The organism is Glaciibacter superstes DSM 21135 (genome assembly GCF_000421145.1).
GTDB lineage: Bacteria > Actinomycetota > Actinomycetes > Actinomycetales > Microbacteriaceae > Cryobacterium > Cryobacterium superstes.
Map to the genome: position 1 here is coordinate 368,779 of NZ_ATWH01000002.1, position 21,435 is coordinate 390,213.

20 protein-coding genes, 1 other RNA gene and 1 pseudogene are annotated in these 21,435 nt (G+C 64.2%); 8 read left to right on the plus strand and 14 right to left on the minus strand.

The annotated features are described in order from the left end of the window. Nucleotides 1-14 precede the first annotated feature (14 nt). The 7 genes and pseudogenes from K323_RS0104010 to K323_RS0104040 form a co-directional block, all read right to left on the minus strand. Nucleotides 15-1,217 carry a phosphotransferase family protein gene (locus K323_RS0104010; RefSeq protein ID WP_022883999.1) on the minus strand — a complete coding sequence of 401 codons (1,203 nt, stop codon included), beginning with the start codon at nt 1,215-1,217 and terminating at the stop codon, nt 15-17. Further along, nucleotides 1,210-1,485 (minus strand): hypothetical protein, encoded by a 276-nt coding sequence (locus tag K323_RS0104015; RefSeq protein ID WP_157509334.1) that lies wholly within the window; start codon nt 1,483-1,485, stop codon nt 1,210-1,212. The genes K323_RS0104010 and K323_RS0104015 overlap by 8 nt, the downstream gene beginning before the upstream one ends. A 93-nt stretch (nt 1,486-1,578) precedes the next feature. Next, on the minus strand, nt 1,579-2,223 hold the full coding sequence (locus K323_RS0104020; RefSeq protein WP_211219813.1) for a DNA alkylation repair protein: 645 nt from the start codon (nt 2,221-2,223) through the stop codon (nt 1,579-1,581). 100 nt (nt 2,224-2,323) lie between these two features. Further along, a complete protein-coding gene (locus tag K323_RS0104025; protein ID WP_022884002.1) occupies nt 2,324-3,031 on the minus strand; it encodes an NADPH-dependent F420 reductase in 708 nt (235 codons plus the stop codon). A 10-nt stretch (nt 3,032-3,041) separates the two neighbouring features. Continuing rightward, nucleotides 3,042-3,892, minus strand: a pseudogene (locus tag K323_RS28370) (LLM class flavin-dependent oxidoreductase). After that, nucleotides 3,885-4,934, minus strand: a complete 1,050-nt coding sequence (locus tag K323_RS0104035; RefSeq protein ID WP_022884003.1) for an LLM class flavin-dependent oxidoreductase — start codon at nt 4,932-4,934, stop codon at nt 3,885-3,887. The pseudogene K323_RS28370 and the gene K323_RS0104035 overlap by 8 nt, the downstream one beginning before the upstream one ends. Before the next feature lie 305 nt (nt 4,935-5,239). Beyond that, nucleotides 5,240-5,791: a GNAT family N-acetyltransferase gene (locus K323_RS0104040; protein WP_022884004.1), complete on the minus strand. Its 552-nt coding sequence runs from the start codon at nt 5,789-5,791 to the stop codon at nt 5,240-5,242. Nucleotides 5,792-5,842: 51 nt separating this feature from the next. Here K323_RS0104040 and K323_RS0104045 point away from each other — a divergent pair, with 51 nt between their 5' ends. From K323_RS0104045 to rnpB, 3 genes are all read left to right on the plus strand, one after another. Beyond that, a complete protein-coding gene (locus tag K323_RS0104045) occupies nt 5,843-6,664 on the plus strand; it encodes a Nif3-like dinuclear metal center hexameric protein (RefSeq protein WP_022884005.1) in 822 nt (273 codons plus the stop codon). 50 nt (nt 6,665-6,714) lie between these two features. After that, a complete protein-coding gene (locus K323_RS0104050) occupies nt 6,715-7,452 on the plus strand; it encodes a zinc ribbon domain-containing protein (RefSeq protein WP_022884006.1) in 738 nt (245 codons plus the stop codon). Nucleotides 7,453-7,603: 151 nt separating this feature from the next. Beyond that, nucleotides 7,604-7,981, plus strand: an RNA gene (gene rnpB, locus K323_RS28745) — RNase P RNA component class A. A 22-nt stretch (nt 7,982-8,003) separates the two neighbouring features. Here the strand turns inward: rnpB and ppgK are convergent. Next, a complete protein-coding gene (ppgK, locus tag K323_RS0104055; RefSeq protein WP_022884007.1) occupies nt 8,004-8,762 on the minus strand; it encodes a polyphosphate--glucose phosphotransferase in 759 nt (252 codons plus the stop codon). Between the two features lie 16 nt (nt 8,763-8,778). After that, nucleotides 8,779-9,645 carry a type I methionyl aminopeptidase gene (map, locus tag K323_RS0104060; RefSeq protein ID WP_026851201.1) on the minus strand — a complete coding sequence of 289 codons (867 nt, stop codon included), beginning with the start codon at nt 9,643-9,645 and terminating at the stop codon, nt 8,779-8,781. Nucleotides 9,646-9,657: 12 nt separating this feature from the next. Between map and K323_RS0104065 the strand changes: the two genes are divergently transcribed. Continuing rightward, nucleotides 9,658-9,846 (plus strand): SPOR domain-containing protein, encoded by a 189-nt coding sequence (locus K323_RS0104065; RefSeq protein WP_022884009.1) that lies wholly within the window; start codon nt 9,658-9,660, stop codon nt 9,844-9,846. Between the two features lie 6 nt (nt 9,847-9,852). Here the strand turns inward: K323_RS0104065 and panB are convergent, their stop codons facing one another. Next, complete coding sequence (gene panB / locus K323_RS0104070) at nt 9,853-10,725, minus strand: 3-methyl-2-oxobutanoate hydroxymethyltransferase (RefSeq protein ID WP_022884010.1); 873 nt, start codon at nt 10,723-10,725, stop codon at nt 9,853-9,855. A gap of 103 nt (nt 10,726-10,828) precedes the next feature. Here panB and K323_RS0104075 point away from each other — a divergent pair, with 103 nt between their 5' ends. Together K323_RS0104075 and K323_RS0104080 are read left to right on the plus strand one after the other, a co-directional pair. Beyond that, nucleotides 10,829-12,166: a glutamine synthetase family protein gene (locus tag K323_RS0104075; protein WP_022884011.1), complete on the plus strand. Its 1,338-nt coding sequence runs from the start codon at nt 10,829-10,831 to the stop codon at nt 12,164-12,166. A gap of 44 nt (nt 12,167-12,210) precedes the next feature. After that, nucleotides 12,211-15,243, plus strand: a complete 3,033-nt coding sequence (locus K323_RS0104080) for a bifunctional [glutamine synthetase] adenylyltransferase/[glutamine synthetase]-adenylyl-L-tyrosine phosphorylase (protein ID WP_022884012.1) — start codon at nt 12,211-12,213, stop codon at nt 15,241-15,243. Between the two features lie 53 nt (nt 15,244-15,296). Here K323_RS0104080 and glnA read toward each other — a convergent pair whose 3' ends face one another. Beyond that, entirely contained in the window at nt 15,297-16,721 is a 1,425-nt protein-coding gene (glnA, locus tag K323_RS0104085; RefSeq protein ID WP_022884013.1) for a type I glutamate--ammonia ligase, read from the minus strand. Nucleotides 16,722-16,860: 139 nt separating this feature from the next. Here glnA and K323_RS0104090 point away from each other — a divergent pair, with 139 nt between their 5' ends. Continuing rightward, nucleotides 16,861-17,289: an RDD family protein gene (locus tag K323_RS0104090; protein ID WP_022884014.1), complete on the plus strand. Its 429-nt coding sequence runs from the start codon at nt 16,861-16,863 to the stop codon at nt 17,287-17,289. A gap of 33 nt (nt 17,290-17,322) precedes the next feature. Here K323_RS0104090 and K323_RS0104095 read toward each other — a convergent pair whose 3' ends face one another. From K323_RS0104095 to lipB, 3 genes are read right to left on the minus strand one after another with little or no spacing between them, the layout of a single operon-like run. After that, nucleotides 17,323-18,045, minus strand: coding sequence for a DUF4191 domain-containing protein (locus K323_RS0104095; RefSeq protein ID WP_022884015.1), 723 nt, complete (start codon nt 18,043-18,045; stop codon nt 17,323-17,325). Nucleotides 18,046-18,090: 45 nt separating this feature from the next. Beyond that, nucleotides 18,091-19,080 (minus strand): lipoyl synthase, encoded by a 990-nt coding sequence (gene lipA, locus K323_RS0104100; protein WP_022884016.1) that lies wholly within the window; start codon nt 19,078-19,080, stop codon nt 18,091-18,093. Then, nucleotides 19,077-19,715 (minus strand): lipoyl(octanoyl) transferase LipB, encoded by a 639-nt coding sequence (lipB, locus tag K323_RS0104105; RefSeq protein ID WP_022884017.1) that lies wholly within the window; start codon nt 19,713-19,715, stop codon nt 19,077-19,079. Before lipB ends, lipA begins: the two co-directional genes overlap by 4 nt. Nucleotides 19,716-19,831: 116 nt before the next feature. Here lipB and K323_RS0104110 point away from each other — a divergent pair, with 116 nt between their 5' ends. Then, entirely contained in the window at nt 19,832-21,412 is a 1,581-nt protein-coding gene (locus K323_RS0104110; RefSeq protein WP_022884018.1) for a serine/threonine-protein kinase, read from the plus strand. The last annotated feature ends 23 nt before the right edge of the window (nt 21,413-21,435 follow it).

The following is a 21,435-nucleotide window of genomic DNA, read 5'->3' on the forward strand; positions in this document are numbered from 1 at the left end:
TCGGTTACAACCCTCTAATGTTTGTCGTCGGCTCCGTTTGTCAGCAGTTCCGCAGCGCGTTCGAGCAGCGCGTCGGTGTCGAGCGCCTGGTTCAAGGCGTGAGCGATCAGGTGTGTGGCGGCGATCGCAGATGCTCGTCGGGCAAAGGCAGGGTCTTCGCTCCAGCTCTCGCGCCACTGGGTGGCGATCCTCTTGCAACCGGTCGTGACCGCATGGTGGTCGGCGTTGATGGCGGCGGTGACGATGAGGTGGGCGTAGAGCGCCGCCGCATCGTCGGCAGGGTCTCCGAGCCCCGCGGTGTCGATGTCGAGAAGACCGCTGACAGCATCCGTTGTTTCACTCAGGAAAAGCTGGCCGATGTGGAGGTCCCCGTGCACTGTGACCTGCGGCGGCACCGCGGCGCCGGAGAGCGCCGTCTCGATGCGGCGCGCGATCTCGTGGACGCGTGTCGCCTGGGTCGGAGACGACTGCGCCAGACGACGCTCGTACCAGGACAGGCGCGATGACAGCGATGCGCGCGCGGAGGTTGTGCTCGGCACTGCGGCCATGAGTTGCTGGAGATGGGAGATCTCTTGGCTGAACTGGTGCGCGTCGAGGTGAGCAATCGCGTCGATCGCGGGAGTGCCGCCCAGCGCGGAGAGCGCGAGCAGGCCTTCTACGCTCCAGCCGAGCACTCGCGGCACCGGGAGTCCAGCCTCGAGCCAGGCGTTGTGGCGCTGGGCAAAGGTTTCGGCAATTCCAGGGGCAACGATCTTCAGGAAGAGCGTGGACCGGTCGGTGTCCACGCGGATCACCGCCCGTTTGCCGGGGCGATAGGCCGCCAGCGTCAGCGCGATTCCCGTGCCGGTGTCGACTCCGAGACGCTGGAGAATCACCTCGGCACCATCCGGCGAGGCCGCGGCCTGGAGCGCAGGGAGGGCAGGGTCGCGAGGGTAGACCCAGACGGACACCTGATCGCCGCTCTCCTCATCGCGCATCGTGAGCACACCGTCGCGGTCTTCGGCGCGCGGACTGGTCTCGATATAGATCAGGTGGCTCTCACGCGTCCCGTCCACAGTGTCGAACTCGACCTGATGGGCGACGACGAGCCCATCGCCGCTGATCTCAGAGCTGACGGGGGAATGTGAGATGAGCCGCCTGTCGAGCGATTCGGCGATGGCTTCAAGCAGCGCCACATCCGGTTCTGCACTCCTCTGGCCCGGCTGCTGCTCAGCCATTGTCCGGGTCACCATTGTCCGGATCGTCGTCATCCACGTCTTGCGGTGGCGCCGGCGGAATCGGGGCCGGTGTCGGCGCAGTGGTGGGTTCCCTGGACGGCTCCGGGGTTGGGGTCGGAAGCGTGGGGTCTGGGGTGGCGACGACGGGCTCGATGGACTGTATCTCGCCCGGCTGGTCGCGCACGATCATGATGTTCGCCGTGGAAGCGCCCGCGCCGATGACCGCCAGCACGATACCGGCGGCGATCACAACTCCACTTCGACGCACATAACCATCTTGCCCGTCTTCGCTGCGCGCGGCGAATGTTGGCTCCGCTCACTCTGGCGCACGACCGGGCTGGAGTGGGTTGTCTCCCGCGACCTACTTGTCGTGCTGTCTGCGCACGATCTCGTTGATCCAGATGGGCGCGAACGGAGAGGTGCAATTCGGGGGAGTCGGGTAGTCCTTGAGCACCTCCAAGCGCTCACCGATGTTGATGGCGCGTGCGCGAAGCTTCACGTTCTCGATCCCGATCTGGGCGAGGCAGTGGTTCATCGCCCATTGCAGACGATCCGGAGCGTCCTTCATCTCCGCTTCGATGACATCGAGCAGTCCTGAAAGTTCAAGACCCTCTGGCTTCTTTGCCACGCGCTCAGTGGTCAGCGCCCAACCGGCACTCGCGACCACCGGGTCCGAATCGGCGAACCACGCCAGACGCAGCTCTTCGGCGTGCTGGTTCTTCTTCACCACGTAGTTCACCAGCCAATCGTTCACCTTGGGAATGCGCGCCTGGCGCAACATGGCGTCCAGTTCCTCGCGCCCAAAGGCCTTCGGTCGGCAGATCAGGATCGCCAGCAGCCTCGCCGCGGTGTCACCGGTATCCCACAACTCCAGTGCCAGCTCCTGTTGGGTTTTCAGGCGCTTGGCAATCACGCGAAGCTTGCCCAGGTTCACCCCGTGGTCGTCACCGTGCCGCTCATTCACCTCGCGTGCCTTCGGGTCCTCAAGTGCGGCCAGCTCGGCCATCAACTCGGCTACGGGCGTCCGGGCAATCGTCGTCTGTGCCACCTCAGCCTCCTCTCGATCGCGTGTGGGATTCAGCCTAGGCCGGACGACATCTCACGGGTCAGGCAGCGGCCCGCTCCGCATCAGCGCGTGCGTCGTGGATGGCGATGCCATGAGGCGAGCTGGGAAATCGGTCAAGCATTGCGCGCACATCAGAAGCTTCGACGTTCGCACCGAACAGTTCCGCGCCCGGTTCAAGCCGCACGCTTTCTGCCAGGGGCCCCGCAAACACCGGGTCAAAACCGACAGCATCCACGAGATTGGAGACCACAGACACGGCGTCCACATCATCCCCGGTGATCGCCAGGGCCTTACGTCCCGCTGTTCCCGCCGGGCGCGCTTCTGCTTCCAGATCGTGGTAACCCATGTGGTTGAACGCCTTCACCACTCGAGAACTCGGAAGAAATGACTGAACGGTCTCGCTCGACGACGTGTGCAGGTCGCTGAGCTCTTCGCGGATGCCATCGACCTCCCACCAGTAGTTCATCGCGTCAATGACGAGCTTCCCCTGCAAGCCGACAGCAGGCAGGCTGCGGTACTTTCCGAGAGGCAGCGCCAGGACCACGATGTCGGCGCTGTCAATCGCCGCCGCGGCGTCGGTTGCGGTGGCGCCGCGCGCGAGCACGTCTACCGTCAACGCGATCTTCGCCGGGTCTCCGGAACCGGCGATGAGCACCCGGTAGCCCGCGGCCAAGGCGAGGCGGGCGAGCACCGTACCGACTTTGCCTGCCCCCAGGATTCCTATCGTGTGGGCGCCGTTGTTCATCATCTCTCTCTCCTTACTTGATTTCTGCCGGTCGGCCGGCGAGGATATCGCGGACCAGTGGGATGACCCGTGTTCCGAAAAGCTCTACTGCCTTCATACGGGCGCTCATCGGCAGAGTCCCGGACGTGTAGATGAGGTCGAACCGATCAACGCCGAGGGTTGCGATTGATGACGCCATCCTTCGCGCCACTGTTTCAGGCGAGCCCACATACATGGAGCCGAATTCGAGTTCCGTGTCGAACTCTTGCCGGCGCAACGGCGGCCAGCCGCGGGTCGCGCCGATTCTGTCGCGAATCACTTTGTACCGCGGGTAGAACAACTCACGCGCTTCCTCGTCGGTCTCTGCGATGAACCCAGGGGAGTGCATCCCGACCGACTGGGGAGCCGTACCCGACTGCTCCGCGGCCTGGCGATACAGGTCGATGTACGGTGCGAAGCGTTCTGGCTGGCCGCCGACCACTGCAAGCATCAGCGGTAGCCCATAATGTGCTGCGCGAATCACGGACTGTGGCGACCCGCCGACACCCACCCACGTGCGGAGATGCCCCGACTCGGTTTTAGGGAACACGTCGGCGTCCTCAAGAGACGCCCTCACTGTGCCGGACCAGGTGACCGGTTTCTCGTCAAGTATTCTCACGAACAGGTCGATCTTCTCTTCGAAGAGGATGTCGTAATCGCTGAGGTCGTATCCGAAGAGCGGGAACGATTCCGTGCGCCGAGAGCGATGGCGTCGACACCGATTTGGTCGGCTAAGACTGCTTCGTCGACGACTTGACGGATCGCCTGTGCGTACGATGCCAGAGCGCCGGTGTCGTCCTCCGGAACATCACCGAATGTGTCGAGGCCGAAAATGACGTCAGACATTGGCGGGCTCCTTCGCAAGCAGCCGTTCCAGGCGGGGCGCGACCTCGCCGCCCAGAAGTTCGATGGTTCGCTTCCTCGCCTCGCGGGGCAGATGCATGATGTCGTACTTCAAATCGAATCGACCAAGGCTGAGGTCGCGAGCGCTTTCGGCGATCTTGCCCGCAACAGTGTCAGGCGACCCGACATACAGTGCACCGTCATCGATTTCCCTCTCGAAACGGTCGCGCGTCGGTGCGTAGAACCCGCGCTCGGCGGCAAGCGCTGAGACAACGGGCTCCCAGTACCGCCACCAGGTTTCACGAGCTTCCTCGTCTGTGTCGGCGACGAGGCCAAGAGAGTGTTGACCGACCGGCCCAGCCGGCTTCCCGAATTCCAGAAGAGCACGGTGATACAGCTCGACATGGCCTGCGAACCGTTTCGGGTGCCCTCCGATGATCGCGAGCATCAGAGGCAGCCCGTAGCGCGCGGCGCGGATAACCGAGTTCGGGCTGCCGCCCACACCGATCCAGGTGGGGATGCCGCCCTCCCGCATGCGAGGGTGGAGGGTCTGATTCACGAGAGGTGCGCGCACGGTGCCAGACCAGGTGACCGACTCTTTCTGCTGTAGTTCCATGAACAACTCCAGTTTTTCCTCGAAGAGTTGCTCATAGTCGGCGAGGTCATAGCCGAAGAGCGGGAACGACTCCGTCGCTGAAGCGCGGCCGAGTACGAGCTGGGCGCGACCGTTGGACACCGCGTCGACCGTTGAGAACTCCTGATACAACCGAACGGGGTCGTTGGTGCTGAGGACCGTCACCGAGGTGCCCAGCCTGATCCGCTCAGTGGCGGTGGCTATCGCTGCCAGCAACACAGGGGATGACGAGTCGTTATGCCCGGCCCGGTAGTGCTCACCGACACTGAAGATGTCCAGCCCGGCGGCCTCGGCCAGTTGCGCCTCCTCGACGAGAAGTCTTACGGTCTCCGCGTCCGAGAACACGCGTCCGTTCGCATCGGTCGCGACCTCCCCGAACGAGTCGAGTCCCAGTTCAAATTTCACAGTCATCGTTTCTCCGTTTGCGTGCGTTGGTCGTTCGGCCGAGGTCGAACAGTCTGACGAGACGTGCCGCCGGTGGCGAGCTGCATCTCACAGAAGCCAAACAACATGACTGCGCATGTATTCCCCAGCGATGTCGAATCGCCGGGTTGGCTACAGCAATCGTCTCCGCGAACCCGGACGATCGCACCCGTAGGAGTCACCGGCGTCCGTCCCGCAACCACCGGTGGCGGCTCGCGGTGCGACTGTGAGAAGCGGCTCCTACAGACGGATGCTTACCTAATTGGAGGTCGGTATGGACGGCCCGCGAGGCCTCAGCGCAGCGACTTCACCATCTCGAGTTCGAGCTGGGTGTCGTCACGCGGATCGGTCACGTGCTCCCCGGTCGATTCGAAACCGCGCTTCTGGTAATACCGACGCGCGCGCTCGTTTTCTTCGTGCACATGCAGATACAGGTGGTCAAGCCCCTGGGCAGTGGTCCATTCCTCAACGGCTTTCAGCAGCCCATCGACCGGTCCAGTCGGCCCACGCCACTCAGGGTCCACCCAGACACCGACCAGGTTCGAGCGCCGATTGCCGACGGATGCTTCGCCCACACGGTAGGTCGGCGCTCCCTGCGAGATGAAGGCGGCCATCGTGCCCACCCACAGGCCGTCCGGTGTGCGCGCAGCCGCGTAAAGACTGTCCGGCAGCGTGTTCCGCCTGCCACGCATCCGCCACTCCTCCTCTGGTTGGCCCTCTGCGACGTCGAGGTCCTCCAGGAAGGCAAGAGGGGTGTCGATGATCGAACGGATGCGGATGTCGCGTATCCGCTCCCAATCCGCTTCCGTCGGCAGGATCAGTTCGAAAGGGTGCGAATCAGGCATGCGCGCAATTCTGCCACGGCTCGTCATCCCGGCGCCGGGTAGGCTTGCCGCGTGCCTCATTCACTCGATGACGTGACCCGCAGCATCCATTCCCTCTGGCCCCTTTCCGGAGCATCGGACTGGGATGCATCCGGCCTGGTCAGCGGCGACCCTGCCTCCCCAATCGAGTCGATCCTCCTGGCCGTCGATGCCGTGTCAGACACCGTGGACGAAGCCATCGAGGCGAACGCCGACCTGCTCTTGAGTCATCACCCGCTTCTCCTGCGCGGTGTCACGTCGATCGCAGAAGACCGCTACAAGGGCGCCCTGCTCAGCCGTCTCATCCGTGCGAACTGTGCCTTGCTGGCCGCACACACCAACGCTGACGTCGTCACCGACGGGGTGTCAGATATCCTCGCTTCCAAGATCGGCCTTCAGGATGCCCTCCCCATCGAACCGGGTGCTGCCTCAGGCACCGGCATCGGCCGTGTCGGCCGGCTCACTGAGCCGACCACCGTCGGTCAACTGGCGCGATTGGTCGCCGACCTGTTGCCCGCAACCGCATCAGGCATTCGAGTGGCGGGCGACTACGGAGCACGCGTCGAAACCGTCGCCCTGTGCGGGGGAGCAGGCGATTCCCTGTTGGCGCACCCTGCCGTAACCGGTGCGGACGCGTACATCACGGCAGACCTTCGGCATCACCCAGCCTCCGAAGCCCGAGAACAGGTCAAGATCACCGGTTCAGGGCCCGCACTGCTTGACGTGTCACACTGGGCCAGCGAATGGATCTGGCTCGACACCGCTGCGACCCAACTGCGCGAAGCGCTGCCGGGTGTGTGCGTCAGCGTCAGCGAGCTGCGCACGGATCCGTGGGATTTCGTCGTCATGCAATAACCTGACGGCTTCACCAAACGTCAACTCAACACGCGTGAAAGCAGGAAATAGTGAAGGCCTCCCCAGCGAACCAGAAGGAGCTGCTGCGGCTTCAGTCGCTCGACACGAAGATCCAGCAGGTCGAGCACCAGGCGAAGGCGCTGCCTCAGCACGCGGAGCTGACTGCCCTGGCCGCACAGGCAGACGCGGTGCGGATGACGCTCTCCTCGCGGAACGGCGAGCTGGAAGACGTGCGCATCGAGCTCGGTCGCATCGAATCGGATGTCGAGGTCGTCGAGAAGCGCATCACACGCGACACCGAGCGACTTCAGCAGACGTCCTCCGTCAAAGACGTTCAGGCGCTTGAGACAGAACTCGCTGCTCTCAAGAAGCGATTGTTCGACCTCGAGGAGATTGAGATCGCGGTGATGGAACGCCTGGAGGAGCGCGAGGCCGCCGTCGCAGAGACCGAGTCGGCGCGCGTCGCGCTGGCCGGAACCATCGCTGAGACCGAAACCGCTCGCGATGCGGCGCTGGTCGATCTCCGTCGCCAGCTGGGCGAGCTGGGGCGTGACCGAGGGGCGGTTTCCGCGCAGCTTCCGGAAGACCTGACTGCACTGTATGAGAAGCGCCGGGTCGTCGGCCACGGGAACGGGGCAGCACTGCTGCGCGCCCGCGCCTGTGGCGCCTGCACCATCACCTTGACCGGTAGTGACCTGGATGCCGTGCGCCGCGCCCCTGAGGATGAAGTCGTCTTCTGCCCGGACTGCGGTGCAGTACTGGTGCGCACGGACGAATCCGGAATCTAGACGAATCCGGGACCTAACGGACTCGCCTGCCCTGTGCTCATGGCGAGTCGTTTCGCTGTGGACGCCGGCTCGGGTGCCTGAATCAGAGCATGGCACGACTCGGCCCGCTGCAACACGCGACCAGCAGCGCCCTGTAAACTGCCACACGGAATGGGTCGGCAAGACGGTCGCGTCATCCGTCGTTCTTCGGAACGGTTGATGCCGAGGAACGTCCGGGCTCCACAGAGCAGGACGGTGGGTAACACCCACCCGGGGCAACCCGCGAGAAAGTGCCACAGAAAGTAGACCGCCGCCTGCGCAAGCAGGTGGTAAGGGTGAAACGGTGGTGTAAGAGACCACCAGAGGCCAGGGTGACCTGGTCGGCTAGGTAAACCTCGTCCGGAGCAAGGTCAGACAGGAAACGCCAAGGTGGCTCGCCGAGTTTCCGGGTAGACCGCTAGAGGGCTGCGGCAACGTAGTCACGAGATAGATGGCCGTCCACGGTGCTTCGGCACCCGGACAGAACCCGGCGTAACAGCCGGCCCATTCCGCCCCTCCGGGCAGCCGGGGAATCAGCCGGGGAATTTCACCGCGAGGGCAGCAGAGCCGAGAATGCCGGCATTGTTGCGGTGCACCGCGGGGATGATGCGGGTCTTCAGGTCAAGCAGCGGGATGAAGTCGTCATAGTTCTTCGACACCCCGCCGCCGACGATGAACAGGTCGGGGGAGAAAAGCGCCTCGAGCGTCGTGTAGTACTTCTGCAGCCGGTGCGCCCATTTCTCCCAGCTGAGGTCGTCGCGTTCCTTAGCGGAATATGCCGCCTTCGTCTCGTAGTCGTGGCCGTCGATCTCGAGGTGGCCGAGCTCGGTGTTGGGAACCAGCACTCCATCGTTCAAGAGCGCGGAGCCGATTCCGGTGCCCAGCGTGGTGAGGAGAACAACACCCGGGACATCCCTGGCCGCGCCGAAACGCGCCTCCGCGTAGCCGGCGGCATCCGCGTCGTTCACAAAATGAATCGGTCGGTCGAGGCCATTTTCGAACAGGTCCTCTGCCGCGAGGCCGATCCATTCCTTGGATACGTTCGCGGCAGACATCGTGTGGCCGTTCTTCACGATCGCGGGGAAACACACACCGATCGGCAGATCCCCGACACCCGACGACACCGTCTCGAGTAATTCGCGGGTGGTTTCGATGATGTCGTCCGGCTTGCCGCCCTTCGGCGTCGCGAGCTTGATTCGCTCGGAGAGGAGTTCACCGGTGCCGAGATCGACCACCGCTCCCTTGATTCCCGTTCCGCCGATGTCGATGCCGATGGCCGTCGTTGTGGTCATAGGGACAATCTACCGGCTAGGGGAGGGTCAGGACATCGGCCCCGCGCTCGGTGACGACGAGAGTGTGTTCAAACTGTGCCGTGATGCTCTTGTCCTTGGTGGTGACCGTCCAGTCGTCCGCCCACATATCCCACTCGTAGGTTCCCAGGGTCAGCATGGGCTCGATGGTGAACACCATGCCGGGTTCCATCACGGTGTCGTAGAGGGGTGCGGAGTCGTAGTGGGGGATGATCAGCCCAGAATGGAACGCCTCACCGACACCGTGACCGGTGAAGTCACGCACGACGCCATAGCCGAATCGTTTTGCATAAGACTCGATGGCCCGGCCGATCACGTTGACCTGCCTGCCCGGCGCGACGGACTTGATGCCCCTGGTGAGCGCCTCCCTGGTGCGCTCGACCAGCAGGCTGACCGCTTCGCGACCCTCACCGACGATGAAGGTCACATTGCTGTCCCCGTGCACACCGTTCTTGAATGCGGTGATGTCGATATTGACGATGTCTCCGTCTTCGAGGACGGTGTCATCGGGGATGCCGTGGCAGATGACCTCGTTCACCGAACTGCACAGCGACTTGGGATAACCGCGATACCCGAGTGTCGACGGATAGGCGTCGTTGTTGAGTAGGAATTCGTGTCCGACCCTGTCGAGTTCCTCCGTCGTCACACCTGGCTGTGCGGCGTCGCCGACGGCCTGGATGGCCAGGGCGGCGATCCGGCCGGACTCCCGGATCAGTTCGATCTTCTCCGGCGAGTACACATCGGAACCCTCGAAGCGGCGAGGGCCCTTCTTGCCGACATACTCCGGACGAGGAATGTGAGCGGGAACCGACCGCATCGGCGTCACGGTTCCTGGCACGAGGTGACCGGCAGAATCCTTAGGCATAAGATCAAGTTTATGGCCGAAGACACTGAACACCAGTTTTGGTACAACATGAACACCGGCGCAGTCGAGCAGGGCTTCGAGTCGCCGTCGATCGACAGGGTAGGACCATTCGCGACCCGCGATGAAGCCGCCCACGCCCTCGAGAAACTCCGTGCGAACAGCGCGAAGTGGGCAGAGGAAGACGCTGCGGAAGACCGCTAGCGCGCGCTACTCGTAGTTGTGCTCCGGAGCGGGGTACGCGCCGGAGTCGACGTCTTCTCTGAACCGGTGCACAGCATCCGTCAGCACGCCCCGGAGATTCGCGTACTGGCGCACGAACCGGGGAACGCGCCCTTCGGTCATGCCGGCGAAGTCGGTCCAGACCAGCAGCTGGCCGTCAACGGATGGCCCGGCGCCGACCCCGATCGTCGGAATCTCCAGGCGTTTGGTGACCTCGGCCGCCACGGAACCCGGCACCATCTCCAGCACCACGGCGAATGCGCCGGCCTCCTGCACGGCGAGAGCGTCGGCGATGAGCCGTTCTGCAGCGTCGCCACGGCCCTGAATGAGGTGGCCGCCGAGGCCGTGTTCGCTCTGCGGCGTGAAGCCGACGTGCGCCATCACCGGGATCCCGCTTGAGACGATGCGCTTGATCTGCTTGTGACTGCGGACGCCGCCCTCAAGCTTGACGGCGTGCGCCTGCGCTTCCTTCATGAATCTGACCGCCGTGTGCAGCGCTTCCTCCGCCCCACCTTCGTATGAGCCGAACGGCATGTCGGCAACCACCAGGGCGCGCTTGACGGCGCGCGCGACGGCGCGAGTGAGGGGGATCAGTTCTTCTACCGTGACCGGCAGCGTCGTCTCGTAGCCGAAGACGTTGTTTCCCGCTGAATCACCGACCAGCAGGAAGTCGATCCCGGCCTGGTCGAAGATACCGGCCGTGAGCATGTCGTAGCTGGTCAGCCCGGTGATCGGGATGCCATTCTGCTTCGCGTTCTGGAAATGCCTGGTGCGAACCCGCTTGGGCCCCGCCGGAGCCGATCCATACGGGTTCTGCTCCTGGACGGCGTTCGATGAATCTGGCACGCTCTGCTCTGGCATTTGCCAAGTCTATCCAGCGCGATCTCGCACGCAGTCCTTCGGCATCTTCACGCAAATCTGGGCAGCCAGCCGGTAGCCTAAGACGGAACAGGAAAGGCCGTGAATGGATAAGCAGCGCGACTTCGTTCTTCGTACCATCGAGGAGCGGGGAATCAAGTTCGTCAGGCTCTGGTTCACGGATGTCGTCGGCACACTGAAATCCGTCGCCATTGCCCCAGCAGAGGTCGAGGGCGCGTTCAACGAGGGCATCGGATTCGACGGCTCGGCCATCGAAGGACTCACCCGCTCGTTCGAGGCCGACGTGCTCGCCCATCCGGATCCCACCACGTTCCAGATCCTGCCGTGGCGCGGCGAGGTAGACCCGACCGCACGGATGTTCTGCGACATCACCACCCCAGACGGACAACCGGCCGTCGCGGACCCGAGGAACGTGCTGAAGCGCACGCTCGAAAAGGCCGCTGAGCGCGGATTCACCTTCTACACGCATCCGGAGGTTGAGTTCTACCTGCTCCGGTCGTCGAAGTTCGGCAAGAAGGGCCCAATCCCCGTCGATTCCGCCGGCTACTTCGACAATGTTCCGGGTGGGACTGCGCACGATTTCCGTCGTCGCTCCGTGCGGATGCTGGAAGACCTCGGTATCTCGGTTGAGTTCAGCCACCACGAGGGCGGCCCAGGCCAGAACGAGATCGACCTGCGTTACGCGGATGGCTTGACGACGGCAGACAACATCATGACCTTCCGTACGGTGGTGAAGGAGGTGGCGATCGAACAGGGCGTGTATGCGACGTTCATGCCGAAGCCGTTCTCCGAACACCCAGGATCCGGCATGCACACCCACATGTCGCTGTTCGAAGGGGATTCAAACGCCTTTTACGAGGCCGGCGCGCAGTACCAGCTCTCCAGGACCGGCCGGCAGTTCATCGCCGGTCTCCTCCGGCACGCCCCGGAGATCACAGCGGTGACCAACCAGTTTGTGAACTCATACAAGAGGCTCTGGGGCGGCGACGAGGCGCCGAGCTTCGTGTGCTGGGGGCACAACAACCGCTCTGCCCTGGTGCGGGTGCCACTGTACAAGCCGAACAAGGGACAGAGCTCCCGCGTCGAGTACCGTGCCATCGACTCGGCAGCGAACCCGTACTTGGCCTATTCGCTCATGCTCGCTGCGGGTCTCAAGGGCATCGAAGAGGGCTACGAGCTGCCTCCTGAGGCTGAAGACAATGTCTGGAGCCTCAGCGACACAGAGCGCAGGGCGCTCGGGTATAACCAGCTGCCGGCTAGTCTCGACCACGCGATCCAGTACATGGAGGAGTCCGAGCTCGTCGCGGAGACCCTGGGTGAGCAGGTGTTCAACTTTGTGCTGCTGAACAAGCGCCAGGAGTGGGCGGAGTACCGCTCACAGGTGACACCGTTCGAGCTGCACAAGAACCTGGAAATGCTCTAGCGGCCAGAAGAAGAGCAGCCAGAAGAGAAGAGCAGGCAGAGTAGATGGCCAGGCAGCAGCTCACACTGACCGAACTCGCGCGAACCGGATTTGTCCGTCTTGACGACGCACGGCCGCGCCTGGAAGAAGTTGCCTCGCTCGGTGGCCCAGAGTCCGCGGAGCTGCTCCCCCTGCTTGGGCAGGCGGCCAGCCCCGATGACGCCCTCGGCGCACTGGTCTCCCTTCTGCGTGACGCCCCAGACGAAGCACTCGCCGCTCTTACGGTGAAGGAAACGGCGCTTCGGCTTGTGCGGGTGCTCGGAGCCTCCACCGGTCTTGCCGAGTTCTTCCAGCGTCATCCGGAACAGCTTGATGCCCTGGCCGAGGCCATCACCCGACTTCCGGATGCTGCAGAGCTGTCTGCAGATCTCCTCGATTCGGTCGGTGCGCGCGATGGATTCGCAACGAAGGTCGACGATGAGGCGTGGGTCGCTCTTCGCGTTCGATATCGAAGGAGGCTCGCCCAGATCGCCTCCTTCGACCTCGACCAGGCCGACCAGGTGACCGGCGTCGATGAGATCGGCCGCTGCCTGGCAGATCTGTCGGCCGCCGCCCTCGAAGCGGCGCTGGCCGTCGCCAGGACTATGTCGAGCGGAGACGTTGCCGGCCCAGGGGTCTTTCCGACCGGTGAAGTGGCGGCAACCCGGCTTGCCGTCATCGGTATGGGGAAGGCTGGAGCCGGCGAACTCAACTACGTCAGCGACGTCGACGTCATCTTCGTTGCGGAAGGCGATGAGGAAGCCGGACTCGGCAACTCGAGGGCAATCGACATCGCCACGCGGCTCGCCATCCTGATGATGCGGGGAATCGACGAGGCGGCGCACGAACCGGGTCTCTGGGAGGTGGACCCGAACCTGCGGCCGGAGGGCAAGGACGGAGCCCTCGTTCGCACCCTGGAGTCGCACGTGGCCTACTACGACCGGTGGGCAAAGAGCTGGGAGTTCCAGGCGCTCCTGAAGGCGAGACCGCTGGCCGGCGACAAGGATCTCGGCGACCGCTACCTGGACTCCATCTCCCCGAAGGTGTGGTCGAGTGCTGCCAGGGAGAATTTCGTCGAGTCCGTTCAGCTCATGCGCGAACGGGTCACAGACAACATCCCAGACGACGAGGTCGATGTGCAGCTGAAGCTCGGCCCAGGTGGCCTTCGCGACATCGAGTTCACCGTGCAACTCCTGCAGCTGGTCCACGGCCAGAGCGACCCGGATGTGCGGCAGGCCGGCACCATCCCCGCGCTCGGTGCCCTGGCGGCGGCCGGCTACATCGGACGCGCTGAGGCCGCAGAGTTCGCTCACGACTACCGGGTACTGCGCCTGATGGAGCACCGTCTCCAGCTGTCGAAACTGCGCCGCACCCACTTGGTGCCCCGCGACGAAGACTCACTGAGGGTCCTGGCCAGGGCGTCAGGCCTCGCGACCGCTGCGTCGGGGCTTCAGGACGTCTGGGGGGCGACGAAACGGCGCGTTCGGGGCCTTCACGAGCGGCTGTTCTACCGGCCTCTCCTCTCAGCCGTGGCGGCATTGCCAGACGGACTCGGCCTCACCAGCGCCCAGGCGGAAGCCAGACTGGCCGCGATCGGCTTCCGGGATCCGAAGGGAGCCCTGGCCCACATTGCAGCGCTCACCGGGGGAGTGTCGCGTCGGTCAGCCATTCAGCGACACCTGCTGCCGGTGATGCTGCAGTGGTTCTCGGATGGAACTGATCCCGATTACGGCCTTCTGGCGTTTCGCAGACTGAGCGACCATCTCGGGTCGACCTATTGGTTCCTGCGGATGCTGCGCGACTCATCCGGTGCGGCAGAGCGGCTCACCACCGTGCTCTCCGGTTCACGGTTCGTCGGTGAACTTCTTGAGGCCATTCCCGAGTCGGTGGCCTGGCTCGAATCAAAGGCAGACCTTCGTCCGCGTCCGCTTGCCACCCTCCAGGCCGAGGCGCGCGCCGTGCTTTCCAGGCATGAGAGACCGGATGCCGCGGCGGCGACACTGAGAACGGCCAGACGACGGGAGATGCTTCGGCTCGCGTTCTCGGCGATCCTCGGTGAGCTCACGGTCGCCGAGCTGGCCGCCGGACTCACCAACGTGAACGCCACCTTCGTGCAGGCGGTGCTCGCTGCCATCAGGGGAGCGGCTCTGAATCCTGCGGAGGGGGACGCCCCACCCGACGGTATCGAGTTCGCGGTGATCGCCATGGGGCGATTCGGAGGGGCGGAACTGGGATTCGGGTCTGACGCCGACGTCATGTACGTGTTCCGCAATGGGACGCTAGAGGGCGAGGCGGCCCACGAACGAGCCAAGGCCATCGTGCGGGAACTCAATCGCCTCACAGACGACAATCGCCTGCCGCTGGACCTTGACGTCGATCTCAGGCCGGAGGGGAAGAACGGCGTCGTCGTGCGTTCCCTCGACTCGTATGCCGCCTACTATCGGCGCTGGTCGCTGACGTGGGAGGCTCAGGCGTTGCTGCGAGCGCAGGGCGTGGCGGGTGACGCGGCACTTCTGGTTGATTTCACGGCCGTTGCAGATTCTGTGCGATATCCGGTCGAGATCAGCGACCATGACGTGCGTGAGGTCAAGCGGATCAAGGCAAGGGTCGAGAACGAGCGGCTCCCGCAGGGGGCGGACCCTCAGCTGCATCTCAAGCTCGGACGCGGTTCGCTCAGCGATGTCGAGTGGTTTGTACAGTTGCTGCAGCTACAGCACGCCGACGCGATTCCGGCGCTGCGCACCACATCGACCATGGTCGCCCTTCACGAGGCGACCGTAGCCGGACTGGTGAGCGAGCAGGATGCCGATATCCTGCAGGCCGCGTGGGTGTTCGCCTCCAGAGCCCGGTCGGCCATCACACTGTGGACCAACAGGACCGCCGACGTGCTGCCGAGTGACCGCACGCAGCTGGAGGGTGTGGCGCGGGTGATGTTGTACCCGCCCGGTTCCGCCTACCAACTCGAGGAGGACTACCTCGGGCTCACCCGCCGCGCCCGCGCTGTCTTCGAGCGCGAGTTCTACGGCCCGGTAGTGCGGCCTGGTCCGTCCGGAGGCTGAGATGGTGAAGGGGCGGCATCCGTTTCCGGACACCGCCCCGTCATCACTGCGACCTACACCCCGTAGTAGAGCTCAAACTCGAACGGGTGCGGGCGCTGTGCGAGCGGCTTGAGCTCGTGCTCGCGCTTGAAGTCGATCCACGTCTCGATGAGCTCAGGCGTGAACACGTTTCCGGCGAGCAGGAAGTCATGGTCTGCTTCGAGCGCGGCCAATGCGGCTTCGAGCGAGGCCGGCAGCTGGGGGATGCTCTTGGCTTCCTCAGGCGGCAACTCGTAGAGGTCTTTGTCGATCGGTTCGTGAGGCTCGATGCGGTTCTTGATCCCATCGAGGCCGGCCATCAACTGAGCCGCAAACGCGAGGTAGGGGTTGCTTGAGCCGTCTGGAACGCGGAACTCGATGCGCTTGGCCTTCGGGTTCGTTCCCGTGATCGGGATACGGATGCACGCGGAACGGTTGCCGGCGGAATACACCAGGTTGACCGGGGCCTCGAAGCCAGGCACCAGCCTGCGGAAGGAGTTGATGCTCGGGTTGGTGAAGGCGAGAACAGCGGGGGCGTGTTTGAGCAGGCCCCCGATATACCAGCGGGCAAGGTCGGACAGCCCGCCGTAGCCGGCCTCGTCATAGAACAGCGGCTTGCCGTCTGCCCAGAGCGACTGGTGCGTGTGCATACCTGATCCGTTGTCGCCGAACAGCGGCTTCGGCATGAACGTCGCCGTCTTGCCCCACTCATTCGCCGTGTTCTTGACGATGTACTTGAATTTCAGGATGTCGTCTGCCGAGTGGACCATGGTGTCGAAGCGGTAGTTGATCTCGCCCTGTCCGCCCGTGCCCACCTCGTGGTGGCTGCGCTCAAGGATCAGCCCGGAGTCGATCAGCTTCAGGCAGATGTCGTCACGCAGGTCGGCGTGCTGGTCGACCGGGCTGACCGGGAAGTAGCCGCCCTTGAATGGAGTCTTGTTTGCGAGGTTGCCGCCCTCCTCCGTGCGGCCGGAGTTCCAGGCGCCCTCGCTGGAATCGACGGCGTAGAAGCTGGAGTGCTGGTTCACTTCGTAGCGCACATCGTCGAAGATGTAGAACTCGGCTTCTGGGGCGAAGAACGCGGTGTCGGCGATGCCGGTCGATGCGAGGTACTTCTCTGCCTTCTTGGCGACCTGACGGGGGTCTTTGGAGTAGATCTCGCCGTTGCGCGGGTTGTAGATGTCGAACAGCATGATGAGGGTGCGCTCGGCGCGGAACGGGTCGATGTATGCCGTGCTGACGTCGGGAATGAGCTGCATGTCCGACTCGTGGATCGACGCGAAACCGCGGATCGAGGAGCCGTCGAACAGCTGGCCGACCGTGAAGAACTCTTCGTCGACCGTGGAAGCCGGGATGTTGAAGTGCTGCTGCACGCCGGGAAGGTCGGTGAATCGGATGTCAAGGAACTTGACGTCGGTGTCCTTGATGAACGAGAGCACTTCTGACGAATCGCGGAACATGCGGGGTGTACTCCAAATGGTGTGGATCAGTTAGTCGCGCATTGCGGCCATGCCTGAGGTTAGACCCGTGGCGTTACTCGACCGTGACGCTGATGTTTCCTGCATGTTACGCGACTGGCCACGTCGATAGAATCGAACTGTGCCAGCATCCGCCTCAAAACCCACCACTTTCGGCCAGCTCCCCCCGAGCAAATGGCCGGGTGAACGGCTGGGTCTTCCGGATGCCGGGCCACGGTCAGTCGCCCGCGTCGGCAGGCGATTGGGCGCGCTGGCCATCGATTGGGGGCTGGCCGTCGCCGCCTCGATGATCTTCTTCTCGTACAATCCGTTCGCGACCTCGCTGATCTTCGTCGTGATGCAGATCCTTTTCATTCCCACGATCGGTGGCAGCATCGGGCATCGCCTCTTCGGCCTGCGGATTGTGCCCCTTGTCGGCGGGTGGGTCGGCCTCTGGCGGCCGGTCGTGCGCTCTGTGTTGCTCGGGATCGTGATCCCCGCCCTGGTGTGGGACTCCGACCAGCGCGGATTCCACGACAAGGTAGCGGGAACGGTCCTCATCCGCTTCTGACGATTTCTCGCGGTTCGGCGAGGGTGTGCTTCGCTAACCCGCCTGCTTGCCGCGCTGCGGGCGCGCCTTCATCGGGTCGACACCCTTCGGGATCGGCAGGCCCTTGTCCTTCAGTGAATTCAGCCGGTTGTTGACGGCCAGCACCTCGGCCTTTGTCAGGGAGTTCTTGATCTTGGTCAATCGACGTGACAGCTTGTGCAGCGGCACGGCATCCTCATCCGGTCCGACGGAAATGACGGTTACGGCGACATTACCGCCGATCCTGGCGACTTTGCGCCGTTCTTCCTCGACCATGCGCGTGGTGCGGGTCTGTGGACCCTCACCGATCAGCACAACGCCGCCGCGGCCGACGGCCCGGTAGACGGCATCCTGGGTCTTGCCGTTGACGGCAACCGGCATCTCGCTGCCGACCCAGCCGCGCTTCAGCGAACTGCGAAGCACCGCACCCACTGCGCCCGGCTGGCCTTCGATCTGAGAGTACGCGGCCTTCTCCGCCCGACGGCCGAGGATGATCAGCATCGCGAGCACGCCGCCGAGCACGCCGGCAACGATCCAGAGTGCGATCGTGAGCCCGTTCTCCGGGGAGAAGATCAGGGCAAGCGCAATGCCGATCGCAACCGGCACCAGGAAGCCGAGAATCATGAACAACACGATGTTCGAGTCGTAGCGCCTCGTCATCTGGAACACCTGCCACATTTGCTTCAGGCGGCCGTGTTCTTTCGGGGTGCGGGGAGACTTGTCCTTGCTGCGTGCCATGGTTCTAAGACTACCGAGTCCGGGTCCGGGTTCGTGACTGTTCGGTCACGAGACGGCCTGCGCAAAACCGGTTGTGGCGTCGGCGAGATGGCGGAGCTCAGCTGGAACTTCGCGACCGGTTGCGAGCATCGACTGCGCCCAGAGCCGGCCGGCGCGATACGACGATCTCACCAACGGTCCAGACAGCACACCGAGGAAACCGATCTCCTCCGCTTCCTCCTTGAGCTCGACGAACTCTTCCGGTCTCACCCACCTGGCAACGGGCAGGTGCCGGGGACTTGGCCGCAAGTACTGGGTGATCGTGATGATGTCAGTGCCCGCATCGTGCAGGTCCTGCAGAGCCTGGCTTACCTCTGCACGTTCTTCTCCCATCCCCAGGATGAGATTCGACTTGGTGATCAGTCCGGCGTTCCGGCCCTGGGTGATGACGTCGAGCGAACGGTCGTAGCGGAACGCGGGCCGGATGCGCTTGAAGATTCGCGGCACCGTCTCGACGTTGTGGGCAAAGACCTCCGGCGTGGCCGAGAACACCTCGGCCAGGTGGTCTGGATTGCCCGAGAAGTCAGGGACCAGGATCTCAACGCCAGTGCCTGGGCTCTGCCGGTGGATTTCGCGGATGGTCTCGGCGTAAAGCCAGGAACCTTCATCCGGCAGGTCGTCGCGGGCGACGCCGGTGACGGTGGCATAGCGCAGCTGCATCGCGACAACGGATTCGGCGACTCGCCTGGGCTCATCGCGGTCGAAGTCTGCCGGTTTTCCCGTGTCGATCTGGCAGAAGTCGCACCGCCTGGTGCACTGGGACCCGCCGATCAGGAAGGTCGCCTCCCGGTCTTCCCAGCACTCGAAGATATTCGGGCATCCGGCTTCCTGGCACACGGTGTGCAGATTCTCGCTCTTCACGAGCTGCTGGAGCTGCTGGTATTCCGGGCCCATCCTGGCCTTCGTCTTGATCCAGTCCGGTTTCCGTTCGATCGGGGTCTCTGCATTGCGGATCTCGAGCCGCAGCATCCGTCGCCCTTCCGGTACGGCGCTCATGCTGCCACCTCCAGGCTCGTGCTGGTGAACGCGTTACTGAGCGGCTCGATCAGTTCTGCGGTGTCAACGGTGCGGCCCAGAACCACTGACATGGTGGTCACGCCGGCATCGGCGATGCCGCAGGCGATGATTCGGCCGTATGGTGCGAGCGAGTTGCTGCAGTTCAGCGCGAAGCCATGCATGGTGACGCCTTCGGCGACCCGGATGCCGATGGCCGCGATCTTGTCTTCGAGCCCAACCGGTCCGACCCAGACTCCCGAGCGACCTGCGACGCGGCGGCCATCGATTCCGAACCCGGCCAGGACACCGATGAGCAGGCCCTCCAGCCTGCGCACATACCCGACGACGTCAACGGGCTCATCCAATCGCAGGATCGGATAGCCGACCAGCTGGCCTGGACCGTGCCAGGTGATCTTGCCTCCGCGATCCACGTCGATGACGGCGGTTCCGTCTGAGGGGCGTTCGTGGGGCTCGGTGCGTTTGCCCGCGGTGTAGACAGCGGGATGTTCGAGCAGGATGACCGTGTCAGGCCTCTCGCCGGAGACAACTGAACGATGGACGGCGCGCTGGAGCTCAAGGCCCTCGGTATACGGCACGGAGTTGGCGCTTAGCCCCGCGACGATAATGTCGAGCATTCCGCCAGTCTAGGCTCTCCACGGGGCAACCCTCCACAGGGCATCTGCACACGGAGTTCTCCACAGATTGAGGCTCTGACTCGCTGCGCGCGGAAGCGGAGCGGCAGGATTCTGACATGGAAGTTTCGCCGCGGTTCGACATCATCGCCGGATATCGCCTGATTCGGAAACTCGGCGTGGGGGAACGTTCTGAGGTGTTTCTCGGCCACGCGCTCGACCCTGGGGTGTCACCGTCTACTGGCCCAGCCGGCGTTGCAGTGAAGGTCTTCCGGCCACAGGTCGAGTCGGACTCGATCGATCGGGAGATCCGGGCGCGGGTCGCCGTCGGCGGTGACGGGCTGGCGGCCCTTCTCGACCTGGCGACAATGCCAGACGAGGGAGTGTGCATCGTTCTCGAACGCCTCGACGGTCGTTCCCTACCCGCAGTGCTCGCCGCTCGCGACAGTCTTGCAGCGGGGGAGGCGGTGACCCTCCTCGCTCCGATCATCGTCGCTGTCGCCGGCCTCCATGCGGCCGGCTTCGCGCACACCACCCTCAGCCAGGCAGCGGTGCACGTGACGGGCTCTGGTCGCCCTCTGCTCACGGCGCTCGGTGGCCTCCGTGAACTGGATGCGGCGCAGAACGATCTGATTCGCGCCGACTACGGTCGGCTCACGGTGCTCATCCGCAGCGTCTTCGACCATCTGAAGTCCGGCGATTCAGACGGAAGGCGCGCAGAAGCGGTCGCCGCGTGGTTCGAGATGGCCGCAACGAAGATCCCGTTCGAGCCGTGCCTGGACGAACTGGAACGCCGACTGTTCGAGTGGTCGCCTGCCGCTCCCGTCGGCATGGGCATGATTTCCGATTCGGACGGGACGCGTGCAGTTGCGAGCAGAGTCAACGCGCCGCCATATGCCGCCGGCGCACCCTGGCAGCAGGCTGCGGCCGCCACCGGAACCGAAGGCACAAGCCGCGCCGGCACCGAAGCCACCCATCGCGCCGGCACTGACGGCCCAGTCGCGGCGAGGCTTGTGGACGCCCGGCCGATGACGACGGTGAAGACGCTATTGCAGGCGGCTCTTGGCCCTCGTCGTCGTTCGCTCGTGGTCGCGGGCTGCATCTCGGCTGCTATCGTCGTTCTGGCACTGACCCTTATTCCGCCCGCTGGGCAGTCGAGTCAGGCCGATCCGCCGCACGCGGCGTCATCGGCTTCTGCTGATCCTCCGGCCTCTGCTGATCCTCCGGCCTCTGCCGATCCTCCGGTCTCTGCAGCGGGAGACCCGCACCCTGCTGCGACCACCGACCCGGCCGACCCAGACGGCAGCGCGTCGAAGGATGACGCTGATGCCGTCGGCGGCGACGAACCGGTGGCCGCAACGTCAGAGCTGCTGCGGGCGCGTAATGAGTGTCTGTCCGGCGCATCCGTTGCCTGCCTGGATACCGTCGACCAGGCCGGTTCCGCGGCCCTCGCAACGGATCGATACCGGCTCGCGCAGGGTGCTGACGCCGGGGAGACCACCGCGGCGCCACAAGCATCGGTGATCGGCGATCCGACGGGTTACACCCTCAGCCTCGTGGAACGCACCGGTGACTCAGCCCTCATCGCCCTGGAGCCGAGTTCACCGCTGAACGGGAAGGAGATGCACAGCGAACCGGCCTCGGTCCTTGTGGTCAAGGGCGAGGCCGGTTGGGGCATTCGTGAGATCTTCGGGTATTAACCGAGAGACAGTGAACCCGGCAG